We start from the raw sequence: 22,341 nt of genomic DNA, 5'->3' as shown, positions 1-22,341 counted from the left end.
CTACCCGCCGTGACCTCAGCGGCCGGTAGCCGCCAGCCAGGCTGCCACATCGGCCGCCACCTTGTTCGCGGCGTTGTTCAAGGGCGCGCCGATGGTGGTGGAGCCGATTTTCGCGCCCACAGGGGTACTGGCGGTGAAGCGCTGGCGCGCGATCGCGGTGCCGCCTGGCCCCGCCAGAATCGCGTCATAGGTGACGATCGCGCTGTTGCTGGCTTCGTCCAGGCCGAATTCCACCAGTTCGCCCATCAGCCTTTGACCCGCATCCGCCGAATATTGGCCGGGGTCCAGCACGATGCGGTTGCTGGTGGCGGCGATCGTTTCCGACAGCAGCTTCTGGAACAGGTGGCGCGGCGTGTCGGCCCATTGCACGTCCGTGACATAGGCGACGGAGGTAGGCGTCACGCGCACCGGCACGCGCACGGTGTCGAGCAGCTTGGGCGCGTCGGGATCGGCCACGGTGATGCTGGTGCCCGCCGACGCGCTGCGCGTCGTGCCCGGCGCGACCTTTTGCGCGGCATCGAGCGAGAGCAGTTGCGCGGGCGGCTTTCCGCCGAAGGAAATGCAGCCCGGCAGCGACAGCATCAGGGCGAGGGCGGCAGGCAGAACAGCCCGTTGTTTTGTGTGGAACATCGTGAGGGCCCCTCTCATGGCTTATAGTCGGGCAGTTTGGGCGATCCGACGATCGATCCCGCCCCCTGCTGGTCGAGTTTTTCAGCGACGCCGCGGAAGGCCCGCGACATTTCGCGCAGGTCGCGCACCAGCTGATTCACTTCGGGCATGGTCTGGTTGCTGAACGCGCGGACGCCCGGCTGGGCTTCGGCGATCGTCTTGTCGAGCGTGTCGATGCTGCGCGTGGCGGACTGTACGCTCTTGCGCAGGTCGGACATCAGCGGGCGGCCTTCGTCGTTGAGCAGGCTGTCGGTGGTCGACGCCAGCTTGCCGATCTGTTCGGCGGCGATGCCGGTGCGCTGCACCGCGATCCGCGCCTCAGCCAGCGTCGCGGCGATTTCCGGGCTGCGGTCGGCCAGCGAATCGGACAGACGCTCGACATTGGCGAGGATGCCGGCGATCGACTGCTGATTCTTGTCGTTGAGAAGCTCCGTCAGCCGCTCGGTCAGGGTAGACAGCCGCTCCAGAAGCTGCGGCGCATTGTTCAGCAATTCGCCCAGCGCACCCGGCTTGGTCGGGATGACGGGCACGCCGTCGGGGCAGGCGGTCAGGGGATTTTGTTCCGGGCAGACGATGGGCGGCGCGCCCTTCACCGCGCCGTCGAGCACGATTTCGCTGACGCCGGTGAAGCCGACGCCGGAAATGGTGGCGGTGGTGCCCTGAAGGACGGGGGTGCCTTCCTTCACGGAGATGCGCACCTTCACGAAGCTGGGATCGCGCTTCCACAGCTCGATCTTTTCCACCTGGCCGGACGGCACGCCGGAATAGTTGACGCTCGATCCCTTCGCCAGACCGTTGACGGACTGTTTGAAGAAGATGTCATATTCCTTGTTGTCGCCTTCGGAAAGGCGGGAGAACCAGAAGGCCGCGACCATGATCGCCGCCAGAAGCAGCAGCGTGACCGTGCCCACCAGCACATGGTTGGATCGGGTTTCCATATCCTATTGCCTTCCGTCCGATGGGTGCGCGGCTGCCTTGACGCTTTCACGCGCGACGGCTGCGGTCGCGGCGCGGCCGCGCGGGCCGTTGAAATATTCCTGAATCCACGGGTGGTCCGTGGCCAGCAGTTCGTCGATCGTCCCGACCGCGATCACTTTCCTGTCGGCCAGCACGGCCACCCGGTCGCAGATGGAAAAGAGCGTGTCGAGATCATGGGTGATGAGAAAGACGGTAAGGCCCAGCGTCTGCTGCAACTTGCGGGTCTGATCGTCGAAAGCCGCCGCGCCGATCGGGTCAAGGCCCGCCGTCGGCTCGTCCAGAAACAGCAGGTCCGGGTCAAGCGCCAGAGCGCGGGCCAGCCCGGCGCGCTTCTTCATGCCGCCCGACAGTTCGGCGGGATATTTTGGGCCTGCCTCAGCCGGAAGGCCGGTCATGCGGATCTTGTAGGCCGCGATCTCGTCCCGCAATTCCGCGCCGATATTGGGATAATATTCGCGGATCGGCACTTCGACATTTTCAGCGACGGTGAGGGTGGAAAAGAGCGCGCCGCCCTGAAACAGCACGCCCCAGCGCTTGCGGATGGCCAGCGCTTCATCGTCCAGACGGCCGATCATCGATTCGCCGAAGACGTGGATTTCCCCCTCGTCAGGCGTTTGCAGGCCGATGATCGAGCGCATCAGCACGGACTTGCCAGTGCCCGATCCGCCCACCACGCCCAGAATCTCGCCCTTGCGCACGTCCAGGTCGAGCCCTTCATGCACGACCTGATCGCCGAAGCTGTTCTTGAGGCCGCGGACGGAGATGGCGATATCGTTCTGCTCGACCGCCTCCCCGACACGCGCTTCCTCCGCAGCAACTTCCTCTTCGGGAGCCATCAGTTCCAGCCCACCCAGGTGAAGAAGACGGCGAAGAAGGCGTCAAGGACGATGACGAGGAAGATCGCCTGCACCACCGCCGATGTCGTGCGCAGGCCCACTTCCTCCGCATTGGCCTTGACCTGCATGCCCTGGAAACAGCCCGCGAGCGCGATGATGACGCCGAACACAGGCGCCTTGATCAGGCCGACCCACAGGTCGGTTATGGGAACGACCTCCCGCAGGCGCTGGACGAAGGTGATCGGCGGGATTTCCAGCGACACGGCGCACAGGAAGCCGCCGCCGATGATCGCCATGATAGAGGAATAGAAGCCGAGCAGCGGCATCATCACCACCACGGCCAGGGTGCGCGGCAGCACCAGCGCCTCCATGGGCGACACGCCGATGGTGCGCATCGCGTCCACTTCCTCGGTCAGCTTCATCGTGCCGAGTTGCGCGGCGAAGGCGGAACCCGAACGCCCGGCGACCATGATGGCGGTCATCAGCACGCCCAGTTCGCGGAAGGTGAGGCGGCCGACCAGATTGATCGTCAGCATTTCCATGCCGAACTGGCGCAACTGCACCGATCCCTGCTGGGCGATGACGATGCCGATCAGGAAGCTCATGAGGCCGATGATGCCCAGCGCCGACACGCCGACCACCTCGAACCGCTGGACCACCGCGTTGAGGCGGAAGCGGCTGGGGTGGCGGATGACGTTCCAGCTCGCGACCAGGGTGCTGCCGAAAAAGCCGAGCAGGCCCAGCAGGGTCACGCCTGAATTGACCACGGCCTCGCCAATCTGGCCGACGATGCGCTGCCAGGGTGAGACATAGTCGGGGCGGATGCTGACGGGTTCGTCCAGCGTGCCCACCGTCTCGATCAGCCGCATCGCATCGTCATTGGCGCCGGAAAGATCGCACCCCAGCCGTTTGGCGGCGCGATGGACGGTCCATGCGCCGATCGTGTCCATATGGCTGACGCCGGACAGGTCGATGGCGGCGACGGGGCCGGTCACTGCGTCAAGGCGGGCAGGCAGATCGTTCAGGCAGGCGATCGACAGATGGCCTGTGAGCCGAACGACAGTGCCGTCATCGCGCGGTTCTTCCACAAGATCGGCGGCTTTGTTCATCAAGGGGGTTTAGTGGTCCATTATCGGTTGCACGGCAAGCCGAAACGGCCCATCCGCAAGGCAGAACGACGAGCAAGGTCAAAAAGTTTCGGGAACGGCATGACGCATCGGCTTGCGATATATGACATGGATCGCACGGTGACCTTCACGGGCACTTATACCGGCTTCCTGATTCATGTCGCGCGCCGCATGGCTCCGTGGCGGCTGATCCTGTTTCCCGGCGTGATCCTGCTGATGCTCGCCTATGTGCTGAAGCTGATTACGCGGCAGCGGCTGAAAGAACTCAATCAGGCGTTGATGATCGGCTATAATGTCGAGCGCGCCAAGCTGATGCCGCATGTGGAAAGCTATGCGGCGAAGGTGGTGGCGGAAAATGTCCGCGCCGGAGCGCTGGAGCAGATCGCGCGGGACAGGGCGGATGGGTGCCGCCTCGTACTCGCGACCGCGTCCTACCGCCTCTATGTCGAGCCGATCGCCCGCCGCCTGGGCTTTGACGCCGTGATCGCCACGGATCATCTGAGCCAGGACCTTCGCTATGTCCGCGCCCGCATCGCGGGCGAAAATTGCTATGACACAGGCAAGCTGCGCATGATCAAGGCGTGGATGGCGGCGGAAGCGATCGACCGTTCCTCCGCATATATTCGCGCCTATTCCGATCATGTGTCGGACGCGCCGATGCTGGAATTCGCCGACCTTCCCTTTGCATCCAACCCGCACAAGCCGCTGGCGAAGCTGGCGGCGCAGCGGGGATGGACGCGGGTGGATTGGGATTGAGTGCCGTTTCTGATCCCTCCATCTGTCCGGGCTGAGCTTGCCGAAGCGCTTCATTTGAAGAAGTAGAGCCCTTCGACAGGCTCAGGGCGAACGGGCATTTTGGACGCGATCCCGCTACCCCACCGCCCGCAGCGCCTGCGCGAAGTCGGCGATCAGGTCCTCCGCGTCCTCGCAGCCGATGGAGATGCGAACCATATTGTCGCTGATCGCCAGCGCTTTCTTGCGCTCGGCAGGCACCGACAAATGGGTCATCGCCGCCGGATGGCTCGCCAGCGTTTCCGTGCCGCCAAGGCTCACGGCCAGCTTGGCGATCTTGAGCGCGTCGAGAAAGGCGAAGGCTTCCGCTTCCCCGCCCTTGAGATACAGGGAGAAGGTCGATCCCGCGCCGGTGCAGTGCCGCCGGTAGATGTCCGCCTGCCGGTCGCTGTCGGGAAAGCCCAAATAGACGACCCTTTCCACCTGCGGCTGATCCTTGAGCCAGGCGCAGACCTTCGCGGCATTCTCGCCCGCCCGGCTCATCCGCAGCTCCAGCGTCTCCAGGCTGCGGAGCAGCATCCAGGCGCTGTGCGGGTCAAGGATGGTGCCGATCGTGTTGCGCATCAGGCGGATCGTGTTGATCAGTGCATTGGAGCCCAGCACGCCGCCCGCGACCAGATCGCTATGGCCGCCCGCATATTTGGTCAGGCTGTAGATGACGAGGTCCGCACCATGGGAGATGGGATGGTGCCAGAGCGGCCCCAGGAAGGTGTTGTCGATCGCGATCGGCGGCACATGATCGGCGCCATCGAACAACTGGTTGCGCAGCGCCACCACGGCGTCCAGATCGACCAGCACATTGGTGGGGTTGGCGGGGCTTTCCAGATAGATGAGGGCGACGCGCCCAAGTTGCTTCGCCCGTTCGATGACCGCGCTGATCTCTTCCCCGCTCGCCCCGGCGGGGAAGTCGAGCCACTGGACGCCGAACTTGCCCAGCGTCCGCCCGATCAGCGATTCGGTCGCGGCATAGAGGGGGGCGGAATGGACGATCACGTCGCCCGGCTGGACCAGCGCGAGCAGGGTGGTGGCGATCGCCGACATGCCGCTGGAAAAGAGCAGCGCATCCTCCGCTTCCTCCCACACGGACAGCCGGTCTTCGGCGATTTCCTGATTAGGCCCGTTGAAGCGCGAATAGATAAGGCCCTCCGCGCCGCCCGGCCGGATTCCGGTTACGCCTTCGAAATGCCGCTTGCCCGCCGCCGCGCTCTCGAAGGCGAAGGTGGACGTCAGGAAGATGGGCGGCTTGAGCGATCCCTCCGACAGGCTTGGGTCATAGCCATGGCCCATCATCAATGTCGCGGGCTTCAGTTTGCGGCCGTCGATTTCCATGATGGATTGCTTGGGACGGCGGCGGTCGCGCGCGGGTTCTACGCCCGTGAGGTCGGCTTCGGTTTCGCCGGTCATTGGCTTCTCCTGATTTGGCATGGCGCGTCCGGCGCGCCGGTCCGATGGTCTGAGAATAACGCTTTTGCAGGGGATGGAGCCAGAGCGTCCGGCGAAACTTTATATTTCACCGGGATTTGACTTGCTTGGGCGGCTTTGCCCAATGACAGGGAATGAGGAGCAAGTGACAGTTCTGACCCGCGCATCCTACATCCCTGCCATGAACGCCTTACCAGAGCCGCTGCGGGAATGGTTCGCCTCTCGCGGCTGGACGCCCCGGCGGCACCAGATGGACATGCTTGCGGCGGCAAAAGCGCGCGAGCATGCGCTGCTGGTCGCGCCGACGGGCGCGGGCAAGACGCTGGCGGGGTTCCTGCCGACTCTGACGGACCTTATCGAAACGCCCATGGAGGGGCTGCACACCCTCTATGTCTCGCCGCTCAAGGCGCTTGCCGTCGATGTGCGCCGCAATCTGCTGACCCCTATCGAGGAAATGGGGCTACCCATTCGAGTGGAAACGCGGACAGGCGACACGCCTTCGGACCGCAAGGCCCGGCAACGCGCCCGGCCGCCGCAAATCCTGCTGACGACACCTGAATCGCTATCGCTGCTGCTGAGCTATCCCGACAGCTTCCTGCTGTTCGCCAATCTGAAGACCGTCATCGTCGATGAGGTCCACGCCTTCGCCACGCAGAAGCGCGGCGACCTGCTCAGCCTGTCGCTTGCCCGTTTGCAGGCGATCAATCCGGCATTGCGGCGCGTGGCGCTGTCGGCGACCGTGGCCGACATCGACGCCTATTGCGCCTGGCTCGCGCCCGATGGAGACATCAACGCGGTGACGCCGGTCATCGGTGAAGCGGGGGCCGATCCGAATGTCGCCATCCTGATTCCCGAAGGACGCATTCCCTGGTCGGGGCATTCGGGCAAATATGCGGCCAGGCAGGTGATGGCGGAGATTGAGCGCCGGTCCACCACGCTCGTCTTCTGCAATACGCGGGGGCTCGCCGAACTCATCTTTCAGGAACTCTGGTCAGCGAACGAGGCGAACCTGCCGATCGCGATCCATCATGGCAGCCTGTCCATAGAGGCGCGGCGCAAGGTGGAAAGCGCGATGGCGGCGGGCAAGCTGCGCGCTCTGGTGGCGACGGCCTCGCTGGATCTGGGCGTCGATTGGGGCGATGTGGACTGCGTCATCCAGATGGGCGCGCCCAAGGGAAGTTCGCGCCTGTTGCAGCGTATCGGCCGCGCCAATCACCGGCTCGACATGCCGAGCGAGGCGATCCTGATCCCCGGCAACCGATTCGAATATCTGGAGGCGCGCGCGGCGCTGGACGCGGTGGAGGAGGGGGAGAGGGACGCCGACGACTTCCGCCCCGGCAGCCTGGACGTGCTGGCCCAGCATATTATGGGCCTCGCCTGCGCCGCGCCCTTCCGGGAGGAGGATCTGCTGCGCGAGATCCGGTCGGCCCTGCCCTATAGCGCGCTCACGGACGAGGCTTTCGCCAATGTCCTGCACTTCATCGAAGGCGGCGGCTATGCCCTGCGCGCCTATGACCGGTTCAAGCGGCTGACCCGCGATGAGGATGGCGCATGGCGCGTTTCGCACCCGCGCTTCATCCAGCAGCACCGGATGAACGCCGGGATCATCGTCGATCAGCCGGTGCTGGACGTGCGCTTCGCCAATGGCCGCAAGCTCGGAACGGTGGAGGAGAGCTTTGCCGCGACGCTGCGGCCGGGGGACAGCTTCTTCTTTTCCGGCATGGCGCTGGAGGTGGTGCGGATCGAACTCACCGATCTGGTGGTCCGCGCCACCGCCAAGCAGGCACGCATTCCCAGTTGGGGCGGCACGCGCATGGCCATGTCCACGCGGCTGGCCGACCGGGTGCGCCATTTCCTCGCCGAACCGGACGAGTGGCACCGCTTTCCCGAAGATGTGCGCGAATGGCTGGAGATGCAGAAGCACCGTTCGGCGCTGCCGCAGCCGGGGCAATTGCTGATCGAAACCTTCCCGCATGAAGGTCGCCATTATCTCGTCTGCTACAGTTTCGAAGGGTGGAATGCGCATCAGTCGCTCGGCATGCTGCTGACCCGCCGCATGGATGCACAGGGACTGATGCCGCTGGGCTTCGTGTCGAACGACTATGCGCTGGCAGTCTATGGCATGAAGCCGGTGACGGACCCGCAGAGCCTGTTTTCCGCCGACATATTGGACCATGAATTTATCGACTGGGTCGAACAGTCGAGCCTGCTGAAGCGCGCCTTTCGCGACGTGGCGGTGATATCGGGCCTGATCGAGCGGCAGCATCCCGGCAAGCGCAAGACCGGGCGGCAGGTCACATTCTCGACCGACCTTATTTATGACGTGCTGCGCAAATATGAGCCCGGACATATGCTGTTGAAGGCGGCATGGGCGGATGCGCGGGCGCGCATGACCGATGTCGGCCGCCTGGGCGATCTTATCGACCGCGCATCGGCCACGATGCTGCATGTCAGCCTGGACCGGGTCAGCCCGCTCGCCGTGCCCGTCCTCATCATCATTGGCCGGGAACAGGTCGCCCAGGCGGCGGCCGAAGACGCTCTGCTGATCGAGGCTGAGGCGCTGGTCGCCGAAGCGATGCGGCCGGATTAAAGCGGCCCATCCTCCGGGTCCCGCCGGTCGCCGCCGCAGCCGTTCAGCGTGCCTTCGCCGAAAGCGACGGACACCCGGTCGGACCAGATGGCATCGCTCATGCCGTCGCTGCACGGTCCCGGCGTGATCGTCATGGCGAACCCTTCGCCCAGATAGCGGATCGCGCGTTCATCGCCGTTGCGCGATACGGCGAAGGAGCGGGGCGGCTTGTCCGGCCGTTCCAGCAGGGCGGTCGATCCCTTCACCGTCACCGCCCAGAAAGGCTCGGTGCCGATCGCTCGATAGCGTTCTGCCGGTGCCGGTGCGGGCGCTGGCTGGCGACGGGGCGCTGGAGCAGGGGGCGGCGGTGGGCTATCCGCCTCCGCCGCATTCTGGCTGTTGCCGATGCTCTGGTTGATGATCGGCACGCTGGCGGCGGGCTGGCCGGGACTGTCCTCGCGCACAGTCTCGACCTTCGCCGGTTCGGCGTTGCAGGCGGCGAGCAGCAGGGGCAGGAGCGCGGCGAGGGCGCTCTTTCCGCAAGCCCGCCCCGGCACGATCAGACGTCCAGATTGGCGACGTTCAGCGCATTGTCCTGAATGAACTCACGCCGTGGTTCGACCACATCACCCATCAGGCGGGTGAAGATTTCGTCGGCGACGTCAGCCTGCTCGACTTCCACCCGCAGCATGGAGCGGTTGTCGGGGTCCAGGGTGGTTTCCCACAGTTGCTCGGCATTCATTTCGCCCAGCCCCTTGTAGCGCTGGATCGACAGGCCCTTGCGCCCGGCGGCCAGCACCGCTTCCAGCAATTCGCTCGGCCGCGTGACCAGCGTCGAGCCCTTTGTGGCGACCGGCAGGTCATCCTCGCCCGCTTCGTCGGCGGCCTGCGCCGCCTTGGCGGTGACCAAGCGGCTGCTGGTGCGGTAGCTGCCCGCTTCCTCCGCGGCGATGGCGTGCAGCTTGCGCGCTTCGGCCGATCCGATGAAGCCATGTTCGATCATGTGATGATCGGTCACGCCGCGCCACAGCCGTTCGAAATGGAAGCCGCCCTCCTCGGCGATCCGGCCGCTCCAGCTGCCTTCATCGTCCTGCGTGTCCATCCACTGGACAGTCGCGGCCAGCCGCTCAGCCTGCGCGTCGTGGCTGAGTTCAGGGTCAAGCGCGCCGTTGATCGCCAGCGCTTCGATGATCGCCGGATTGTAGCGGCGGGGCACGTAGCGCATCACCGCGCGCATCCGGCGGCCATGTTCGATCAGATGGCGCAGATCCTCGCCCATGCGCCGCCCGTCCTGCGTTTCCAGCGCCATCGAATCGACGCCATTGTCGATCAGATACTGCTCCAGCGCCGCTTCATTCTTGAGATAGACCTCGGACCGGCCGCGCGTCGCCTTGTAGAGGGGCGGCTGGGCGATGTAGAGGTGCCCCGCCTCAATGATCTGCGGCATCTGGCGGTAGAAGAAGGTCAGCAGCAGCGTGCGGATATGCGCGCCGTCGACGTCGGCGTCGGTCATGATGACGATCTTGTGGTAGCGCAGCTTTTCCAGGTTGAAATCGTCGCGGATGCCGGTCCCCATCGCCTGGATCAGCGTGCCGACTTCCTTGGACGAGAGCATCCGGTCGAAACGGGCGCGCTCCACGTTCAGGATCTTGCCCTTGAGCGGCAGGATCGCCTGGTTGTGGCGATTGCGTCCCTGCTTGGCCGAACCGCCTGCCGAATCGCCCTCCACCAGGAAAAGTTCGGACTTGGCGGGGTCACGCTCCTGACAGTCGGCGAGCTTGCCGGGCAGGGAGGCGATGTCCATCACGCCCTTGCGCCGGGTGAGTTCGCGCGCCTTCTTGGCGGCTTCCCGCGCGGCGGCGGCGTCGATCACCTTCTGCACGATCAGGCGGCCGTTTGCGGGATTTTCCTCCAGCCATTCGGCCATCTTGTCGGCCATCAGGCTTTCGAGCGGCTGGCGCACTTCGGAGGAAACCAGCTTGTCCTTGGTCTGCGAGGAAAATTTGGGGTCGGGCAGCTTTACCGACACAATGGCCGTCAGCCCTTCCCGCATGTCCTCGCCGGTAAGGGAGACCTTCTCCTTCTTCAACTGGCCTGACTTGTCCGCATAATTGTTGAGCGTGCGGGTCAGCGCGGCGCGGAAGGCGGCCAGATGGGTGCCGCCGTCCCGCTGCGGGATGTTGTTGGTGAAGCAGAGTACATTCTCATAATAGGAATCGTTCCACTCCAGCGCGACGTCGATCGTCACTTCGTCACGGGTGCCGGAAATGGCGATCGGATCGGGCATCAGCGGCTGCTTGTTGCGGTCGAGCCACTTCACGAAGGCCGCGATGCCGCCTTCATAATAAAGCTCGACCTCCTTCTTTTCCTCATGCCGCGCGTCGACCAGGAACAGGCGCACGCCGCTGTTGAGGAAGGCCAGCTCGCGATAGCGATGCTCCAGCTTGTCGAAGTCGAATTCGGTATGGTTCTTGAAGGTGCCGCCATCGCCGGGAACCTTCTCGATCGAGGGCAGGAAGGTGACGCGCGTGCCCTTCTTGCCCTCTGGCGCATCGCCTACGACCTTGAGCGGCGCGACGGCGTCGCCATAGGCAAAGCGCATATAATGCTCCTTGCCGTCCCGCCAGATGTTGAGGTCCAGATATTCGCTAAGCGCGTTCACAACCGACACGCCCACGCCGTGCAGGCCGCCCGAAACCTTATAGGCATTGTCGTCCGACGTATTTTCGAACTTACCGCCCGCATGCAGCTGGGTCATGATGACTTCGGCCGCCGACACGCCTTCTTCCCGATGGATGTCGGTGGGAATGCCGCGGCCATTATCCTCCACGCTGACCGATCCGTCTGGATTGAGCGTGATCAGGATGCGGTCGCAATGCCCCGCCAGCGCTTCGTCGATGGCGTTGTCGGACACCTCGAAAACCATGTGGTGCAGGCCCGATCCGTCATCGGTGTCGCCGATATACATGCCGGGCCGCTTGCGCACCGCGTCCAGCCCCTTGAGGACCTTGATGCTGTCGGCGCCATAGCTGTTGCTGTTGGGGGTGTTCTGACTTTCCTCGCTCATGGCGGGCATATAGGGACTTGGCCTAAGAAACTAAAGCGAAACATGGCGGCTTCCGCCCCGGCGGCGCTCGGTCTATCAGGCTGATCATGCGCAGCATCCTGTCCCTCATCCTCCTCCTTTGCGCCTGTTCCGACAGCAGCGACGTGCTGGAACAACTGCCCAACAGCTCCATAGCCGGAGCGCCGCGCGACGAGATGCCCGAAACCCGCCTGGAGGCGCGGATCAAGCGCGCGGTGACGATCGGGGAAGACGGCCCGCGCCTCGACGCATGCGGGGCGATGGGACAGGTGGTGCGTGTCGGACCCTCCGGCCTCGCCATGCGCGCCGCGCCCTTCGCCGAAGCGGAGGAAACCGGGCGGCTGGCGGAGGGCGCGCGCGCCCATGTCTGCACCCGCAGCCTGGATCAGAAATGGCTGGGCATCGTCGTGCCGCCAGCGGCAGATGCGAATGCTGCGGGCGGCGGCGGCATCGATTGCGGAGTGTCGAGCCCGGTCGAGCGGAAACAGCCTTATGACGGACCCTGCATGAGCGGCTGGGTATCGAGCGCTTCGATCCGGCTGGTGGCGGGCTGATCAGTCTTCGATGAAAAGGGACCGGCCGGCGGAGGCTCCTTGCCGGCCGGTCAGGGGGCAAGTCATATCGCTGTTGTGGCGGAAATTGGCATTGTGCAGAAGGGCCAGATTTCTATAAGTGGACCGTAGTTGCCCGATAGATACAGGTAAGCGCATGTCCACTTCCGCTCTTAGGCCACCCTCTCTTCTGCGCCTGCTAGGCGCATGGCGCGTAGAGGACAGTGCAGAGCCCGCCTATCGGCAGCTCGCCCAGGCCTTGCGAATGCTGGTGCTGGACGGGCGGATCGGCCTTAATGTCCGCCTGCCCGGCGAGCGGGAACTTGCGGCGGCGCTGGGTCTCAGCCGGACGACCATCGCGGCCGCGTTCGACCGCCTTCGCGACGAAGGCTATCTGGAAAGCCGCCAGGGATCGGGCAGCGTGACGCGCCTTCCGCCCGGCCGGATGGATCAGCCCGAAGCGCCGGACTTGCCCGGCGAGCAGGGGAGCGGCAACATCCTCAACTGGACGCATGCCGCCTTGCCCGCCGCGCCGGGCGTGGGCCGCGCCTTCCAGGCGGCGGTGGAGGCGCTGCCCGCTTATCTGGGCGAGTTGGGCTATGATCCGCTGGGTCTGCCGTTACTGCGCCGGGCGATCGCGGCCTGGTTCGAACGGCGGGGCTGCCCGACCAGCGCGGACCAGATCATCGTCACCAACGGCGCGCAGCAGGGATTCGCGCTGCTGCTGCAATGGCTGGCGCGGCCGGGCGATCGCGGGGTGATCGATCATCCGACCTATCATAATGTGATACAGGCGCTGCAAAGGGCGCATGTCGTGCCGGTGCCTGTCGGCCTTCCAGCGGAGGGGTGGGACATAGACGCGATGGACGCGGCCTTCCGGCAGACGAGCCCGCGCTTTGCTTACCTCATCCCCGACTTTCACAATCCCACCGGGCGCAGCATGGACCCCGCGACCCGCCGGGCGCTGGCCGCAACGGCCGCCAGCACGCACACGCCGCTGATCATCGACGAGACGATGGTGGAGATGGGGTTGGATTTCAGCCCGCCGCCGCCCGTCGCGGTGCATGATCCGTCCGGGCGGCAGGTGATCACCATGGGATCGGCGAGCAAGATCTTCTGGGGCGGCCTTCGCGTCGGCTGGATTCGGGCCGATCCGCAGACGATCGCGGCGCTGGGCCGCTTGCGCACCACCATGGACATGGCGAGCCCGATCGTGGAGCAACTGGCCGCCGCGCAACTGATCGACGCAGGCGAGGGGCTGGGGCAGCGGGCAGGGGTGCTCCGGGCGCGCCGGGACCATCTGATCCGCATGGTCGAACAGCATTTGCCGCACTGGCGCGTCGAATCGCCTGCGGGCGGCCTGTCGCTCTGGGCCGAACTGCCGCGCGGCGAGGCGACGGCGCTGGCAGCGCTGGCGGAAAGCCATGGCGTGCGTGTCGCGCCGGGTCCGCGCTTCGGCGTCAACGGCGCGTTCGAACGCTTCCTGCGCCTGCCTTTCACCCTGACAGAAGATCAGCTGACGAGCGGGGTGCAAAGGCTCGCTGAGGCGGACGCCCGGCTCCACGCGCGCCTGCCGCGGGGGCGTGATTCGGTGGCGGCGGTGCTGGAGGCGGACCGGCTGATTTGAGGCGTTGGGACGAGAGGGAACAAAAAAAGGCCGCGCGGGACATATCCTGCGCGGCCTTCTATCTCACCAAAGGCGGATCAGGCCGCCTTCTTCGCCGCCTGATAGCGCTCAATCGCTTCCAGCGTGATGCGGCGGGCGTCTTCCGCGCCGCCCCAGGTGCCGACGCGCACCCACTTCTTCTTTTCCAGGTCTTTATAGTGGGTGAAGAAATGCTCGATCTGCTCCATCACGATGCCGGGCAGGTCGTCCTTCTCGCTGACGTTGGAATAATAAGGGAAGACCGAATCGGCAGGCACGCAGACCAGCTTTTCATCGCCGCCCGCTTCATCCTCCAGATTCAGCACCGCGATCGGCCGGGCGGCGACGACCGCACCCGGAATGAAGGGCGAACGGGCGATCACCAGCGCATCGAGCGGATCGCCATCAGGCGACAGGGTGTGCGGCACGAAGCCGTAATTGGCCGGATAGCGCATGGGCGTGTGGAGGATGCGGTCCACGAACAAGGCGCCCGACGCCTTATCGAACTCATATTTCACGGGTTCGCCGCCGGTCGGCACTTCAATGATGACGTTCAGGCTGTGGGGCGGATCGTCGCCGACCGGGATCAGTTCGATATTCATGGACTTCAAGCCTTTTGATGCACGTTGGCGTTGCGGGTGATTATGTCCTTGGTTTGAGCAGCCGGTCGAGGCTGCCTTCACCCTCTCCTGATTTTTCGAGGCGCGGATAGCGCAGGCCGCCGGAATAAGCGAGCGTCAAAGTGCGGTAGTATTTATCCTGTTTGACGATGATCTCCATCGGCTTTCCGGCTTTCAGCGCGGCCTTGAAGACGTCGCCCGAATATTCATCGCCATTGATCGCGACGATCTTCGCCCCGATGACAAGACCGGCCTTGAAGGCGGCGCTGTCCCACACGACGTTCGAAATCTCGCCGTCGCCCTTGACGATCAGGCCGACGCCAAAGCTCTGGTCGACATTCTTGCCCTCCGCCGCCTTGGTGAAGGCGTTAGGCGTGTCGCTATAGACCAGCTTGTAGCCGCCCATCGCAAAGCCGCCCTTGGGCGTTTCGCGCGTCGTGCTGTCGACATATTTGGCGAAGAAGCCCGCCCAGTCATACGGCGCGACGCCGTTCAGCGTTCTGATCACGTCGTCGCGATTATAGACGACCTGACCCCAGTCGCCCGGATTGATGCCGAAGAAGGCTTTGGCGAAATCGTCCAGCCCCTTCGCCCCGCGCGTCTGGCGGCGGATGATGGCGTCCGCCTCCAGCCAGATCATCATCCCTTCATTATAATAGTCCTCCGACCGCTGCCAGCTCGACCAGCCCTTGGGCCGCCGCGCGGAGATGATGGGGTCATGCGTGGTGTCCTCCATAGGCCGCCATTCCCGGCCTCGCGCCGTGTCCAGCTTGGCCGCGATATGGGCATAGGCGTCCAGAGTCTCCTGCTTGGTGAAGAGGCCTGAGCGCGCGCCCAGCACATAGCCCCAGAATTGGGTCTGCCCTTCATAGACCCACAGCAGATTGTCCTGCATCGGCACGTTGAAATCGGGGGTCCACAGCAGGTCCGGGCGGCGGAACTTGCCGTCCCAGCTATGGGTGAACTCATGCGGCAGAAGGTTTCGGTCCAGCAGCGCGTCGCCTTCGCCCCATTTCTTGAAATAGCCCGGCTCCACCTGATTTTCCGACGAGCGGTGATGTTCAAGGCCGATGCCGCCCATTTCGTCGGTGATGGCGAGCAGGAAGTCATAATGATCGAAATGATAGGCGCCGAACAGCGCGCCCGCTTCATCGACCAGCTTCTTGTGCCTGGCGATCTGTTCCGGCTTCGCGTCCAGTTCGTCCGCATCGTCGGCGACGATGTTGAGCGTGACGTTATGGCCCAGGTCGAAGGGCTTGAAATAGCGTCCGGCAAAGACCGGCGAATCCTGGAGCGCTTCATAGTCGATCGTGTCGTAGGTGACGGTCGATCCGCTTTTCCTGCCGCGCAGCGCGGTCGCCGCCTGCCATCCTTCGGGATAGGTGACGGTCGCCTGGACAGGGATCTGCCGCGTATAATAGCCCGCCGGATAGAGCGACATGGACTCCCACTGTATGTTCAGCATCTTGGGCGTCACAACCACGCGGCCCTGGTTGGGCTGGGTCGCGGACAGGAACTGGAAGGAGGCGGCCACTTCGCGCGCGCCCTGCGGCACGTCGATGATGAAGCCATAGACGTTGAGCGGATCGCGTTTCCAGCCGACCGGCTTGCCATCGGCGGTGAAGCTGAGGCCGCTGATCTTTTCGACCTGCCCGCGCGGGGCGTGATTGCCCGGTATCCATTCAGGCAGGAGCAGCGTCATCGGGCCGCTGGACGCGACGGGAATACGTTCCTTCACGCGGAAGATGCGCTGGGTGGTGTCGCTGGCGTCAATCTCCAGCCTGATGGTGCCGCCGGGATAGGGAATGTCGCGCGGGGCGGGGGTGGCGTCGCTGACCGGCAGGGCCGTGGGTTTTGACCTTATGGCATCCTGGGCGGCGAGGGGGCTGATGACGGCAGTGGAAAGCAGGAGGGCGGCAGCAAGGCTGCGGATCATGGCTGACTCCGAAAAAAGATGAGGCTGGAATGCCTTATGAAATCAGCATGACGAGCCAAAATGCCCGCGTCCACCCCCAAGAAGAGCTGCGACATAATCTGACAAAAAAGCGCGTTTCCTTGGGCGTTCTTTGTCGCTAAAGGCGCATTCCCATGGCGAAAATCGAAACCCCGCGCCCGGTGCGCGGCACGCAGGACATGCTGGGGGGCACGGCGGAAGCGTTCCAGGAACGTTTCGCGCATGTCGTGGCGGCGTTCGACAAGGTGCGCAGGCTCTATGGCTTTCAACGCGTCGAAGTGCCCGTCTTCGAAGCGACCGCCGTGTTCGCCCGTTCCCTGGGCGAAAGCACCGACGTGGTTTCAAAGGAAATGTACACGTTCGACGATCGCGGCGGCGACAGCATCACTTTGCGTCCCGAATTCACCGCCGGGATCGCCCGCGCCTATGTGACCGAAGGCTGGCAGCAATATGCGCCGCTGAAAGTGGCGACCAACGGTCCGCTGTTCCGTTATGAACGCCCGCAAAAGGGCCGCTTCCGCCAGTTCCATCAGCTTGACGCGGAGATTATCGGCGCGGGCGAACCAGGCGCCGATATCGAATTGCTGGTCTTCGCCGACCAGCTTTTGCGTGAACTTGGCGTGTCCGAAGGCGTGACGCTCAATCTCAACACGTTGGGCGACGCGCAGAGCCGCGAAGCCTGGCGCGCGGCGCTGATCGCGCATTTCGAGGCGCATCGCGACCAGCTTTCCGAGGAAAGCCTGGACCGGCTGAACCGCAATCCGCTGCGCATCCTGGACAGCAAGGACCCGCGCGACCGGCCCGTCGCCGACAGCGCGCCGGACATAGATGCCTATCTGACCGATGAAGCAAAAGCCTTCTTCGACAAGGTGACGGCGGGGCTGGACGCGGCGGGCGTCGCATGGGAACGCAATTCCCGGCTGGTGCGCGGACTGGACTATTACCGCCATACCGCGTTCGAATTCATCACGGACCGCCTTGGCGCGCAGGGCACAGTGCTGGGCGGCGGCCGCTATGACGGGCTGATCGAGAATCTGGGCGGACCGGCCACTCCCGCCGTTGGATGGGCGGCGGGCATCGAACGGCTGGCGATGCTGATCGACGCGCCTCAGCAGGACAGGCCCAGCGTCGCGGTCATCCCGATGGGCGAGGCGGCCGAAACCAAGGCCACCGGCATCATCGCCGATCTGCGCCGCAACGGCGTCGCGTGCGACATGGGGTATCGCGGCAATATGAAGAAGCGGATGCAGCGCGCCAATGCTTCGGGCGCCGCCTGGGCGATCATCCTTGGCGACGATGAACTGGCGCGCGGTGAAGCAGCGCTGCGCGACCTGCGATCGGGCGAGCAGCAGGCGGTTCCTCTCGCTGCCCTGGTCGAGAAGCTGACGGCGCTCTGATGCAGATCTCCGCCGAACGCATCGCGCAGATCGAGGCGCGCCGGGACGAGGTGCAGGCGTCGATGACGCGCGCCGACCTGCCGCCCGAAGAGTTTGTGCGGCTGTCGAAGGAATATGCCGAGATCGAGCCGGTGGCCAAGGCCGCGCATGAAGTGCGCAGGCTGCGGCAGGAATTGAAGGCGCTCGAATATATGGCGGGCGGCGACGAGGCGGAGGCCGACCCGCTGATGCGGGAAATGGCGCAGGAGGAGATGCAGCTGATCAAGCAGCAGCTTCCCGAGGCCGAACGCGCGCTGGCGCTGCAATTGCTTCCCCGCGACGCCGCCGACGCCCGCCCGGCGATGCTGGAAATTCGCGCCGGGACGGGCGGCGATGAAGCCGCGCTGTTCGCTGGCGACCTGTTCCGCATGTATCAGCGCTATGCCGATGCGCAGGGTTGGAAGATGGAGATGATCTCCGCCAACGCGGCCGAAGTCGGCGGGTTCAAGGAAGTCGTCGCCAGCGTCACTGGCACCGGCGTCTTCGCCAAACTCAAGTTCGAAAGCGGCGTCCACCGGGTCCAGCGCGTGCCCGTCACCGAAAGCGGCGGGCGAATCCACACCTCCGCCGCCACGGTCGCGGTGCTGCCGGAACCGGAGGAAGTCGATGTGCAGATCGCCGACGGCGACCTCAAGATCGACATCTATCGCGCTTCGGGGGCGGGAGGGCAGCATGTCAACACGACCGACAGCGCTGTGCGCATCACCCATTTGCCCAGCGGCATCGTCGTCACCCAGCAGGATGAACGGTCGCAGCACAAGAACAAGGCCAAGGCGATGCAGGTGTTGCGCGCGCGCCTTTACGAAGCCGAGCGCGACCGCGCGCAGAGCGAGCAGGCAGGCGCGCGCAAGGCGATGGTGGGCTCCGGCGACCGTTCGGAACGCATCCGCACCTATAATTTCCCCCAAGGCCGCGTCACTGATCACCGCATCAACCTGACCCTGCACCGCCTGCCGGAGATTTTGGAAGGCCCCGGCCTTGCCGAGGTGATAGACGCGCTGGTGGCCGAGGATGAAGCGGCGCGGCTGGCGCAACTGGACAGTGCGGGGTGAGCATCGCGCAGGCGCTGCGGGATGCGGCGCTTATCCTGCAACCGGTCAGCGGCACGGCCCGGCTGGACGCCGAATTGCTGCTTGCCCATGCATTGGGGATCAATCGCGGCGAAATGCTGCTTCGTCAGCAGGAACTGACCGTGCCTGCCGCTTTTGCCGGGCTGATGGAACGGCGGCTGGGCGGGGAGCCGGTGGCCTATATTATTGGCACGCGCGATTTCTGGACGATCAGCCTGCATGTGACGCCCGATGTCCTCATTCCACGGCCCGACAGCGAGACGTTGATCGAAGCCGCCATCGATCATTTCGGCCCGCATTCGCCCCGCAGCATCCTCGATCTGGGCACGGGGTCGGGCGCCTTGCTGCTGGCGGCGCTTGACCAATGGCCGCAGGCGCGGGGGCTGGGCATTGACATTTCGCCCGCCGCGCTGGCGGTGGCGCTGGGCAACGCCGAACGGCTGGGTGTGGCCGGGCGAGCCGGTTTCCGCCTGGGCGATTGGGCGGAAGAGTTGGAGGGCAGGTTCGACCTGATCCTGATCAATCCGCCCTATATCGCGCGAGATGCAGATTTGACCGGCGACGTCCTGCGCGAGCCGGAAGGGGCCTTGTTCGCCGGGCCGGAAGGGCTGGACGATTATCGCCGGATCGCGCCCATGCTGCCGCGCCTGCTGGCAGATGGCGGCATGGCGGCGATCGAGATCGGCCATGATCAGCGCGAGAGCGTTACCAAATTGCTGTGCGATCAAGGGCTTGAGGTGCGCGCACGGCACGATCTGGCGGGCCATGCGCGCTGCCTGATCGCGAAGCGCGGACGCCTTGCGGACTGAGGAAGGAAATTGCGGCCGGTCCAAGTGAAAATCGCTTGGTTTATTGCCACGGAGCCACTACATGAAGTGCAGGGACGGCACTATCCTGAGGATCTGCCCTGTGGGGCCGCGACTAGAAGAGGCCGTTTACCCGCTCCTTCAACGTCACGATGGCGCTGCTGCGCAGGCGCCACTGGCAGCATGAGGGCAAGGGCTGGCTTGCGGCCCCTGTCCGGCGGAGCCCTACCGGCCTGATGAGCAGGCGGTGCTTTAGGATGGCGACTGAACAGTGTTTTCAGTGAATGATGGCAAAGTGAACGCAAGGACCAGCTCTTGATCAACAACAGGCAGGCCGGTCGCCGTAATCGCGGCCGGAACAATAATGGGCGTCCCAATGGCGGCAACCGGGGCGGCGGGGACAATGGCAACCGGATCGACAGCCGCGCGCGTGGCAATGCGGCCCAGCTTCTTGAAAAATACAAGAACATGGCCCGCGACGCGCAGATGGCCGGGGACCGCGTGAACGCGGAATATTATCTGCAATTTGCGGATCATTATTTCCGCGTGCTGGCCGACAACCGCGCCCGGCAGGAAGAACAGCAGCAACGCTTCCGGCGCCCGGACGATAATTTCGATTATGAGGGCGACGATTTCGACACATCCGACTTTTCGGGCGAGGAAGGCCGTGCCGAACAGCCGCAGTCCGAGCGCTCCTTCGAAGGCGATCGCCGCCGTGACCAGCCCCGCGAGCAGCGGGAAGACCGTGGCGACCGGAACAACCGCCGTGATCGCGGCCGCCGGGAACGGCCGGTCTATGCCGAAGCCGCCGACCAGCCGGAGCAGGACGCTGCCGTTGCCGAAGCTCCTGTGGCGGAAAGCGCGCCTGCGCCCCAGCCGGAGGCCGAAGGGCCCCGTCCCCGCCGTGGCCGTCCGCGCAAGACCGAGGCGGCGCAAGCCACTGATGATGCGGGTCTGGACGTTGCCGTGCTGCCTCCCTCCATCGCCCGCGCCGACAATGATGCGGAGCCCGTCGAGGAAGCGCCGCGCAAGCGCACTCGCCGGGCACGCCCCGCTGCGGAAGCGGCTGAGTAATCGCGGCCTATTTAGTGGAAGAAATCAGGAAGGACGGCGCATCATGCGTCGTCCTTCTTGCGTATGAAAGCGCATGTTGCGGCTCGTGAATCGGAATCGCACAGCCTTTCTTTACTCGCCGCGCTAGCGTCAACTGGCTGGCAACTCCCGGGGCCGGTGATTCTCGTCCAGCGCGACGAAGGTGAACAGGCCGCTGGTGAGGTCGATCTGCTGCTGCTCGCGGCCCCTCGTCGCAACAACGTCGACCCTCACCCCGACCGAGCTGCGCCCCCGCCTTTCCTCCCGCGCATAGACTGACACGATATCGCCCACCAGCATGGGCGAAATGAACTTCATGCTTTCGATCGCGACCGTGGCCACCGCCCCTTGCGCGATGCGTCCGGCGACGATGCCGCCTGCTATGTCCATCTGGCTCAATATCCATCCGCCGAAGATATGGCCGTTGGTGTTGATCTGGCTGAGGTGCGGCACAACGCGCAGAACCACCTCGCCCCTTTCGTCAGTCGTCAATGGACACCTCGTCTTTCATCGGGTCGATGACCTGCTGGTCATGCCCGCTTCCGCTGGACAGGAAGACCAGCGCCATCAATCCGGTGCCCAGCATGAAAGTCAACCACACCCCGATGATCGTCGCCAGGATCATGTGCAGCGGCATCGGCCCTGCCCACAAGCGCAGCGCGATCAGTGCCAGGCCGACGCAGGCCGCTCCGCCCAGCGCCATCCACAGCATGATCCGGCGGAACCGGCCCCATGCGGCCGCCGCGATTTGCGGGTCATCCAACCCCTGTTTGTCTCTCATCCCTTTTCTTTGGGGAGTGAAAGTGGGATCATCAAGTGACGGGCGCACAATGTCCGGGTGATGAGGAGGTGGACCATGACGATCAGCGCGATTCTGCAAGGCAAGGGACGCGAGGTCATCCAGGTCAGCTCTGATGAAAGCGTGCTTTCGGCCGTGCGGCTGCTGTCGGAAAAGCGGATCGGCTGCGTGCCGGTGGTGGATGATGGCCAGGTCGTCGGGGTTTTCTCCGAACGCGACCTCCTTCACCATGTCGCGCGGGATGGGGCGGCGGCGCTGGACCGCCGGGTCCGCGACGTTATGACCGCGCCCGCGATCACGATCGATGAGAAGACTCCGGTCATCCACTGCCTGTCGCTGATGACGAAGCGGCGGATACGGCATCTGCCGGTCGTCGTGGAAGGCAATCTGGCCGGGCTGGTGTCCATCGGCGATCTGGTCAAGTTCCGCATAGACAGCATCGAATCGGAAGCTGCCGCACTGCGCAACTATATCCAGTCGGCCTGATCGCCAGCGCCGCCGGCAGCTAGGCCGTCAGGTAAAGCGGATAGAAAAGCAGCAGCCGCACCGCCTTGCAGAACGGCAGTGTGATGCGGTGCGAGGGCCTTCTGCATTTTCCATTGGCTGGGGAGCAATGTCTTCGGCGCCATCAGCCGGTCCCCAAGCCTCACAGCCTAACCCCCAAAAATTTCTGAAACAAAAGTGCAAAAAGTGTTTGACGGTTCGGGAAGCCCTCCATATATGCCGCCTCACCGGACGGAACGACGCCAACGCGGCGCTGAAACGGACGGTCGCCAACATAGACGGGACGCATCTCCCTCGGAACAGGTTTCGAGGAAGAATGGCTGTCCCTCTTAAGTTGTCGAGTTCTTTGACATTGTTGATTGATGAAGGGACATGTGGGCGGCGGC

Annotated in this window: 21 protein-coding genes; 9 read left to right on the top strand and 12 right to left on the bottom strand. The window is 64.5% G+C overall.

The features are described from left to right. Window positions 1–15: 15 nt before the first annotated feature. From ET21_RS0106650 to ET21_RS0106635, 4 genes are read right to left on the bottom strand one after another with little or no spacing between them, the layout of a single operon-like run. Complete coding sequence (locus ET21_RS0106650; protein WP_030539032.1) at window positions 16–630, bottom strand: ABC-type transport auxiliary lipoprotein family protein; 615 nt, start codon at window positions 628–630, stop codon at window positions 16–18. 14 nt (window positions 631–644) lie between these two features. After that, complete coding sequence (locus ET21_RS0106645) at window positions 645–1,607, bottom strand: MlaD family protein (RefSeq protein WP_030539031.1); 963 nt, start codon at window positions 1,605–1,607, stop codon at window positions 645–647. Between the two features lie 3 nt (window positions 1,608–1,610). Continuing rightward, window positions 1,611–2,483 carry an ABC transporter ATP-binding protein gene (locus tag ET21_RS0106640; protein ID WP_030539030.1) on the bottom strand — a complete coding sequence of 291 codons (873 nt, stop codon included), beginning with the start codon at window positions 2,481–2,483 and terminating at the stop codon, window positions 1,611–1,613. Then, window positions 2,483–3,592 (bottom strand): MlaE family lipid ABC transporter permease subunit, encoded by a 1,110-nt coding sequence (locus ET21_RS0106635; RefSeq protein ID WP_030539029.1) that lies wholly within the window; start codon window positions 3,590–3,592, stop codon window positions 2,483–2,485. The genes ET21_RS0106640 and ET21_RS0106635 overlap by 1 nt, the downstream gene beginning before the upstream one ends. Before the next feature lie 99 nt (window positions 3,593–3,691). Between ET21_RS0106635 and ET21_RS0106630 the strand changes: the two genes are divergently transcribed. Then, a complete protein-coding gene (locus ET21_RS0106630; protein WP_030539028.1) occupies window positions 3,692–4,366 on the top strand; it encodes an HAD family phosphatase in 675 nt (224 codons plus the stop codon). Between the two features lie 114 nt (window positions 4,367–4,480). On the opposite strand, the gene ET21_RS0106625 is transcribed toward ET21_RS0106630, so the two are convergent. Further along, window positions 4,481–5,806 (bottom strand): cystathionine gamma-synthase family protein, encoded by a 1,326-nt coding sequence (locus ET21_RS0106625; RefSeq protein ID WP_030539027.1) that lies wholly within the window; start codon window positions 5,804–5,806, stop codon window positions 4,481–4,483. Window positions 5,807–6,005: 199 nt separating this feature from the next. On the opposite strand from ET21_RS0106625, the gene ET21_RS0106620 reads away from it, so the two are divergent. Further along, on the top strand, window positions 6,006–8,414 hold the full coding sequence (locus ET21_RS0106620) for a ligase-associated DNA damage response DEXH box helicase (protein ID WP_030539026.1): 2,409 nt from the start codon (window positions 6,006–6,008) through the stop codon (window positions 8,412–8,414). Here the strand turns inward: ET21_RS0106620 and ET21_RS0106615 are convergent. After that, a complete protein-coding gene (locus ET21_RS0106615) occupies window positions 8,411–8,950 on the bottom strand; it encodes a COG3650 family protein (RefSeq protein ID WP_237751501.1) in 540 nt (179 codons plus the stop codon). The two genes, ET21_RS0106620 and ET21_RS0106615, sit on opposite strands and share 4 nt — an antisense overlap. Window positions 8,951–8,952: 2 nt before the next feature. Further along, a complete protein-coding gene (gene gyrB / locus ET21_RS0106610; protein ID WP_030539024.1) occupies window positions 8,953–11,460 on the bottom strand; it encodes a DNA topoisomerase (ATP-hydrolyzing) subunit B in 2,508 nt (835 codons plus the stop codon). A gap of 86 nt (window positions 11,461–11,546) precedes the next feature. Here gyrB and ET21_RS0106605 point away from each other — a divergent pair, with 86 nt between their 5' ends. Beyond that, complete coding sequence (locus ET21_RS0106605; RefSeq protein WP_021238528.1) at window positions 11,547–12,032, top strand: hypothetical protein; 486 nt, start codon at window positions 11,547–11,549, stop codon at window positions 12,030–12,032. 154 nt (window positions 12,033–12,186) lie between these two features. Further along, window positions 12,187–13,656 (top strand): PLP-dependent aminotransferase family protein, encoded by a 1,470-nt coding sequence (locus tag ET21_RS0106600; protein ID WP_030539023.1) that lies wholly within the window; start codon window positions 12,187–12,189, stop codon window positions 13,654–13,656. Between the two features lie 77 nt (window positions 13,657–13,733). Here ET21_RS0106600 and ppa read toward each other — a convergent pair whose 3' ends face one another. Together ppa and ET21_RS0106590 are read right to left on the bottom strand one after the other, a co-directional pair. Continuing rightward, entirely contained in the window at window positions 13,734–14,276 is a 543-nt protein-coding gene (ppa, locus tag ET21_RS0106595; RefSeq protein WP_021238526.1) for an inorganic diphosphatase, read from the bottom strand. 40 nt (window positions 14,277–14,316) lie between these two features. Beyond that, complete coding sequence (locus tag ET21_RS0106590; protein WP_030539022.1) at window positions 14,317–16,230, bottom strand: M61 family metallopeptidase; 1,914 nt, start codon at window positions 16,228–16,230, stop codon at window positions 14,317–14,319. Between the two features lie 152 nt (window positions 16,231–16,382). On the opposite strand from ET21_RS0106590, the gene hisS reads away from it, so the two are divergent. From hisS to ET21_RS0106570, 4 genes are all read left to right on the top strand, one after another. After that, window positions 16,383–17,645 carry a histidine--tRNA ligase gene (gene hisS, locus ET21_RS0106585; protein WP_021238524.1) on the top strand — a complete coding sequence of 421 codons (1,263 nt, stop codon included), beginning with the start codon at window positions 16,383–16,385 and terminating at the stop codon, window positions 17,643–17,645. Further along, window positions 17,642–18,736 carry a peptide chain release factor 1 gene (gene prfA / locus ET21_RS0106580; protein WP_193378966.1) on the top strand — a complete coding sequence of 365 codons (1,095 nt, stop codon included), beginning with the start codon at window positions 17,642–17,644 and terminating at the stop codon, window positions 18,734–18,736. The genes hisS and prfA overlap by 4 nt, the downstream gene beginning before the upstream one ends. Continuing rightward, a complete protein-coding gene (gene prmC / locus ET21_RS0106575) occupies window positions 18,733–19,563 on the top strand; it encodes a peptide chain release factor N(5)-glutamine methyltransferase (protein ID WP_030539020.1) in 831 nt (276 codons plus the stop codon). Before prfA ends, prmC begins: the two co-directional genes overlap by 4 nt. 312 nt (window positions 19,564–19,875) lie before the next feature. After that, on the top strand, window positions 19,876–20,634 hold the full coding sequence (locus ET21_RS0106570) for a DUF4167 domain-containing protein (RefSeq protein WP_030539019.1): 759 nt from the start codon (window positions 19,876–19,878) through the stop codon (window positions 20,632–20,634). A gap of 129 nt (window positions 20,635–20,763) precedes the next feature. Here ET21_RS0106570 and ET21_RS0106565 read toward each other — a convergent pair whose 3' ends face one another. Beyond that, window positions 20,764–21,144, bottom strand: coding sequence for an acyl-CoA thioesterase (locus ET21_RS0106565; protein WP_030539018.1), 381 nt, complete (start codon window positions 21,142–21,144; stop codon window positions 20,764–20,766). Then, window positions 21,134–21,433, bottom strand: coding sequence for a hypothetical protein (locus ET21_RS0106560; RefSeq protein WP_030539017.1), 300 nt, complete (start codon window positions 21,431–21,433; stop codon window positions 21,134–21,136). Before ET21_RS0106560 ends, ET21_RS0106565 begins: the two co-directional genes overlap by 11 nt. Before the next feature lie 75 nt (window positions 21,434–21,508). Here ET21_RS0106560 and ET21_RS0106555 point away from each other — a divergent pair, with 75 nt between their 5' ends. Beyond that, on the top strand, window positions 21,509–21,937 hold the full coding sequence (locus tag ET21_RS0106555; protein ID WP_030539016.1) for a CBS domain-containing protein: 429 nt from the start codon (window positions 21,509–21,511) through the stop codon (window positions 21,935–21,937). Between the two features lie 160 nt (window positions 21,938–22,097). Here the strand turns inward: ET21_RS0106555 and ET21_RS28395 are convergent. Further along, window positions 22,098–22,341, bottom strand: a 244-nt coding sequence (locus ET21_RS28395) for a hypothetical protein (protein ID WP_237751500.1), incomplete at its 5' end; no start/stop codon positions are given.

It is taken from the genome of Sphingobium sp. DC-2 (assembly GCF_000722555.1).
In the GTDB taxonomy this organism is placed as follows: domain Bacteria; phylum Pseudomonadota; class Alphaproteobacteria; order Sphingomonadales; family Sphingomonadaceae; genus Sphingobium; species Sphingobium quisquiliarum.
This window is presented reverse-complemented; position numbering and strand designations above follow the sequence as displayed.

Coding starts and splice junctions, on each gene's coding strand:
- ET21_RS0106590 (WP_030539022.1), bottom strand. CDS start 16,230: ATGATCCGCAGCCTTGCTGCCGCCCTCCTGCTTTCCACTGCCGTCATC.
- ppa (WP_021238526.1), bottom strand. CDS start 14,276: ATGAATATCGAACTGATCCCGGTCGGCGACGATCCGCCCCACAGCCTG.
- ET21_RS0106620 (WP_030539026.1), top strand. CDS start 6,006: ATGAACGCCTTACCAGAGCCGCTGCGGGAATGGTTCGCCTCTCGCGGC.
- ET21_RS0106650 (WP_030539032.1), bottom strand. CDS start 630: ATGTTCCACACAAAACAACGGGCTGTTCTGCCTGCCGCCCTCGCCCTG.
- ET21_RS0106555 (WP_030539016.1), top strand. CDS start 21,509: ATGACGATCAGCGCGATTCTGCAAGGCAAGGGACGCGAGGTCATCCAG.
- ET21_RS0106640 (WP_030539030.1), bottom strand. CDS start 2,483: ATGGCTCCCGAAGAGGAAGTTGCTGCGGAGGAAGCGCGTGTCGGGGAG.
- hisS (WP_021238524.1), top strand. CDS start 16,383: ATGGCGAAAATCGAAACCCCGCGCCCGGTGCGCGGCACGCAGGACATG.
- ET21_RS0106605 (WP_021238528.1), top strand. CDS start 11,547: ATGCGCAGCATCCTGTCCCTCATCCTCCTCCTTTGCGCCTGTTCCGAC.
- ET21_RS0106625 (WP_030539027.1), bottom strand. CDS start 5,806: ATGACCGGCGAAACCGAAGCCGACCTCACGGGCGTAGAACCCGCGCGC.
- ET21_RS0106600 (WP_030539023.1), top strand. CDS start 12,187: ATGTCCACTTCCGCTCTTAGGCCACCCTCTCTTCTGCGCCTGCTAGGC.
- gyrB (WP_030539024.1), bottom strand. CDS start 11,460: ATGAGCGAGGAAAGTCAGAACACCCCCAACAGCAACAGCTATGGCGCC.
- ET21_RS0106645 (WP_030539031.1), bottom strand. CDS start 1,607: ATGGAAACCCGATCCAACCATGTGCTGGTGGGCACGGTCACGCTGCTG.
- ET21_RS0106630 (WP_030539028.1), top strand. CDS start 3,692: ATGACGCATCGGCTTGCGATATATGACATGGATCGCACGGTGACCTTC.
- ET21_RS0106560 (WP_030539017.1), bottom strand. CDS start 21,433: ATGAGAGACAAACAGGGGTTGGATGACCCGCAAATCGCGGCGGCCGCA.
- ET21_RS0106635 (WP_030539029.1), bottom strand. CDS start 3,592: ATGAACAAAGCCGCCGATCTTGTGGAAGAACCGCGCGATGACGGCACT.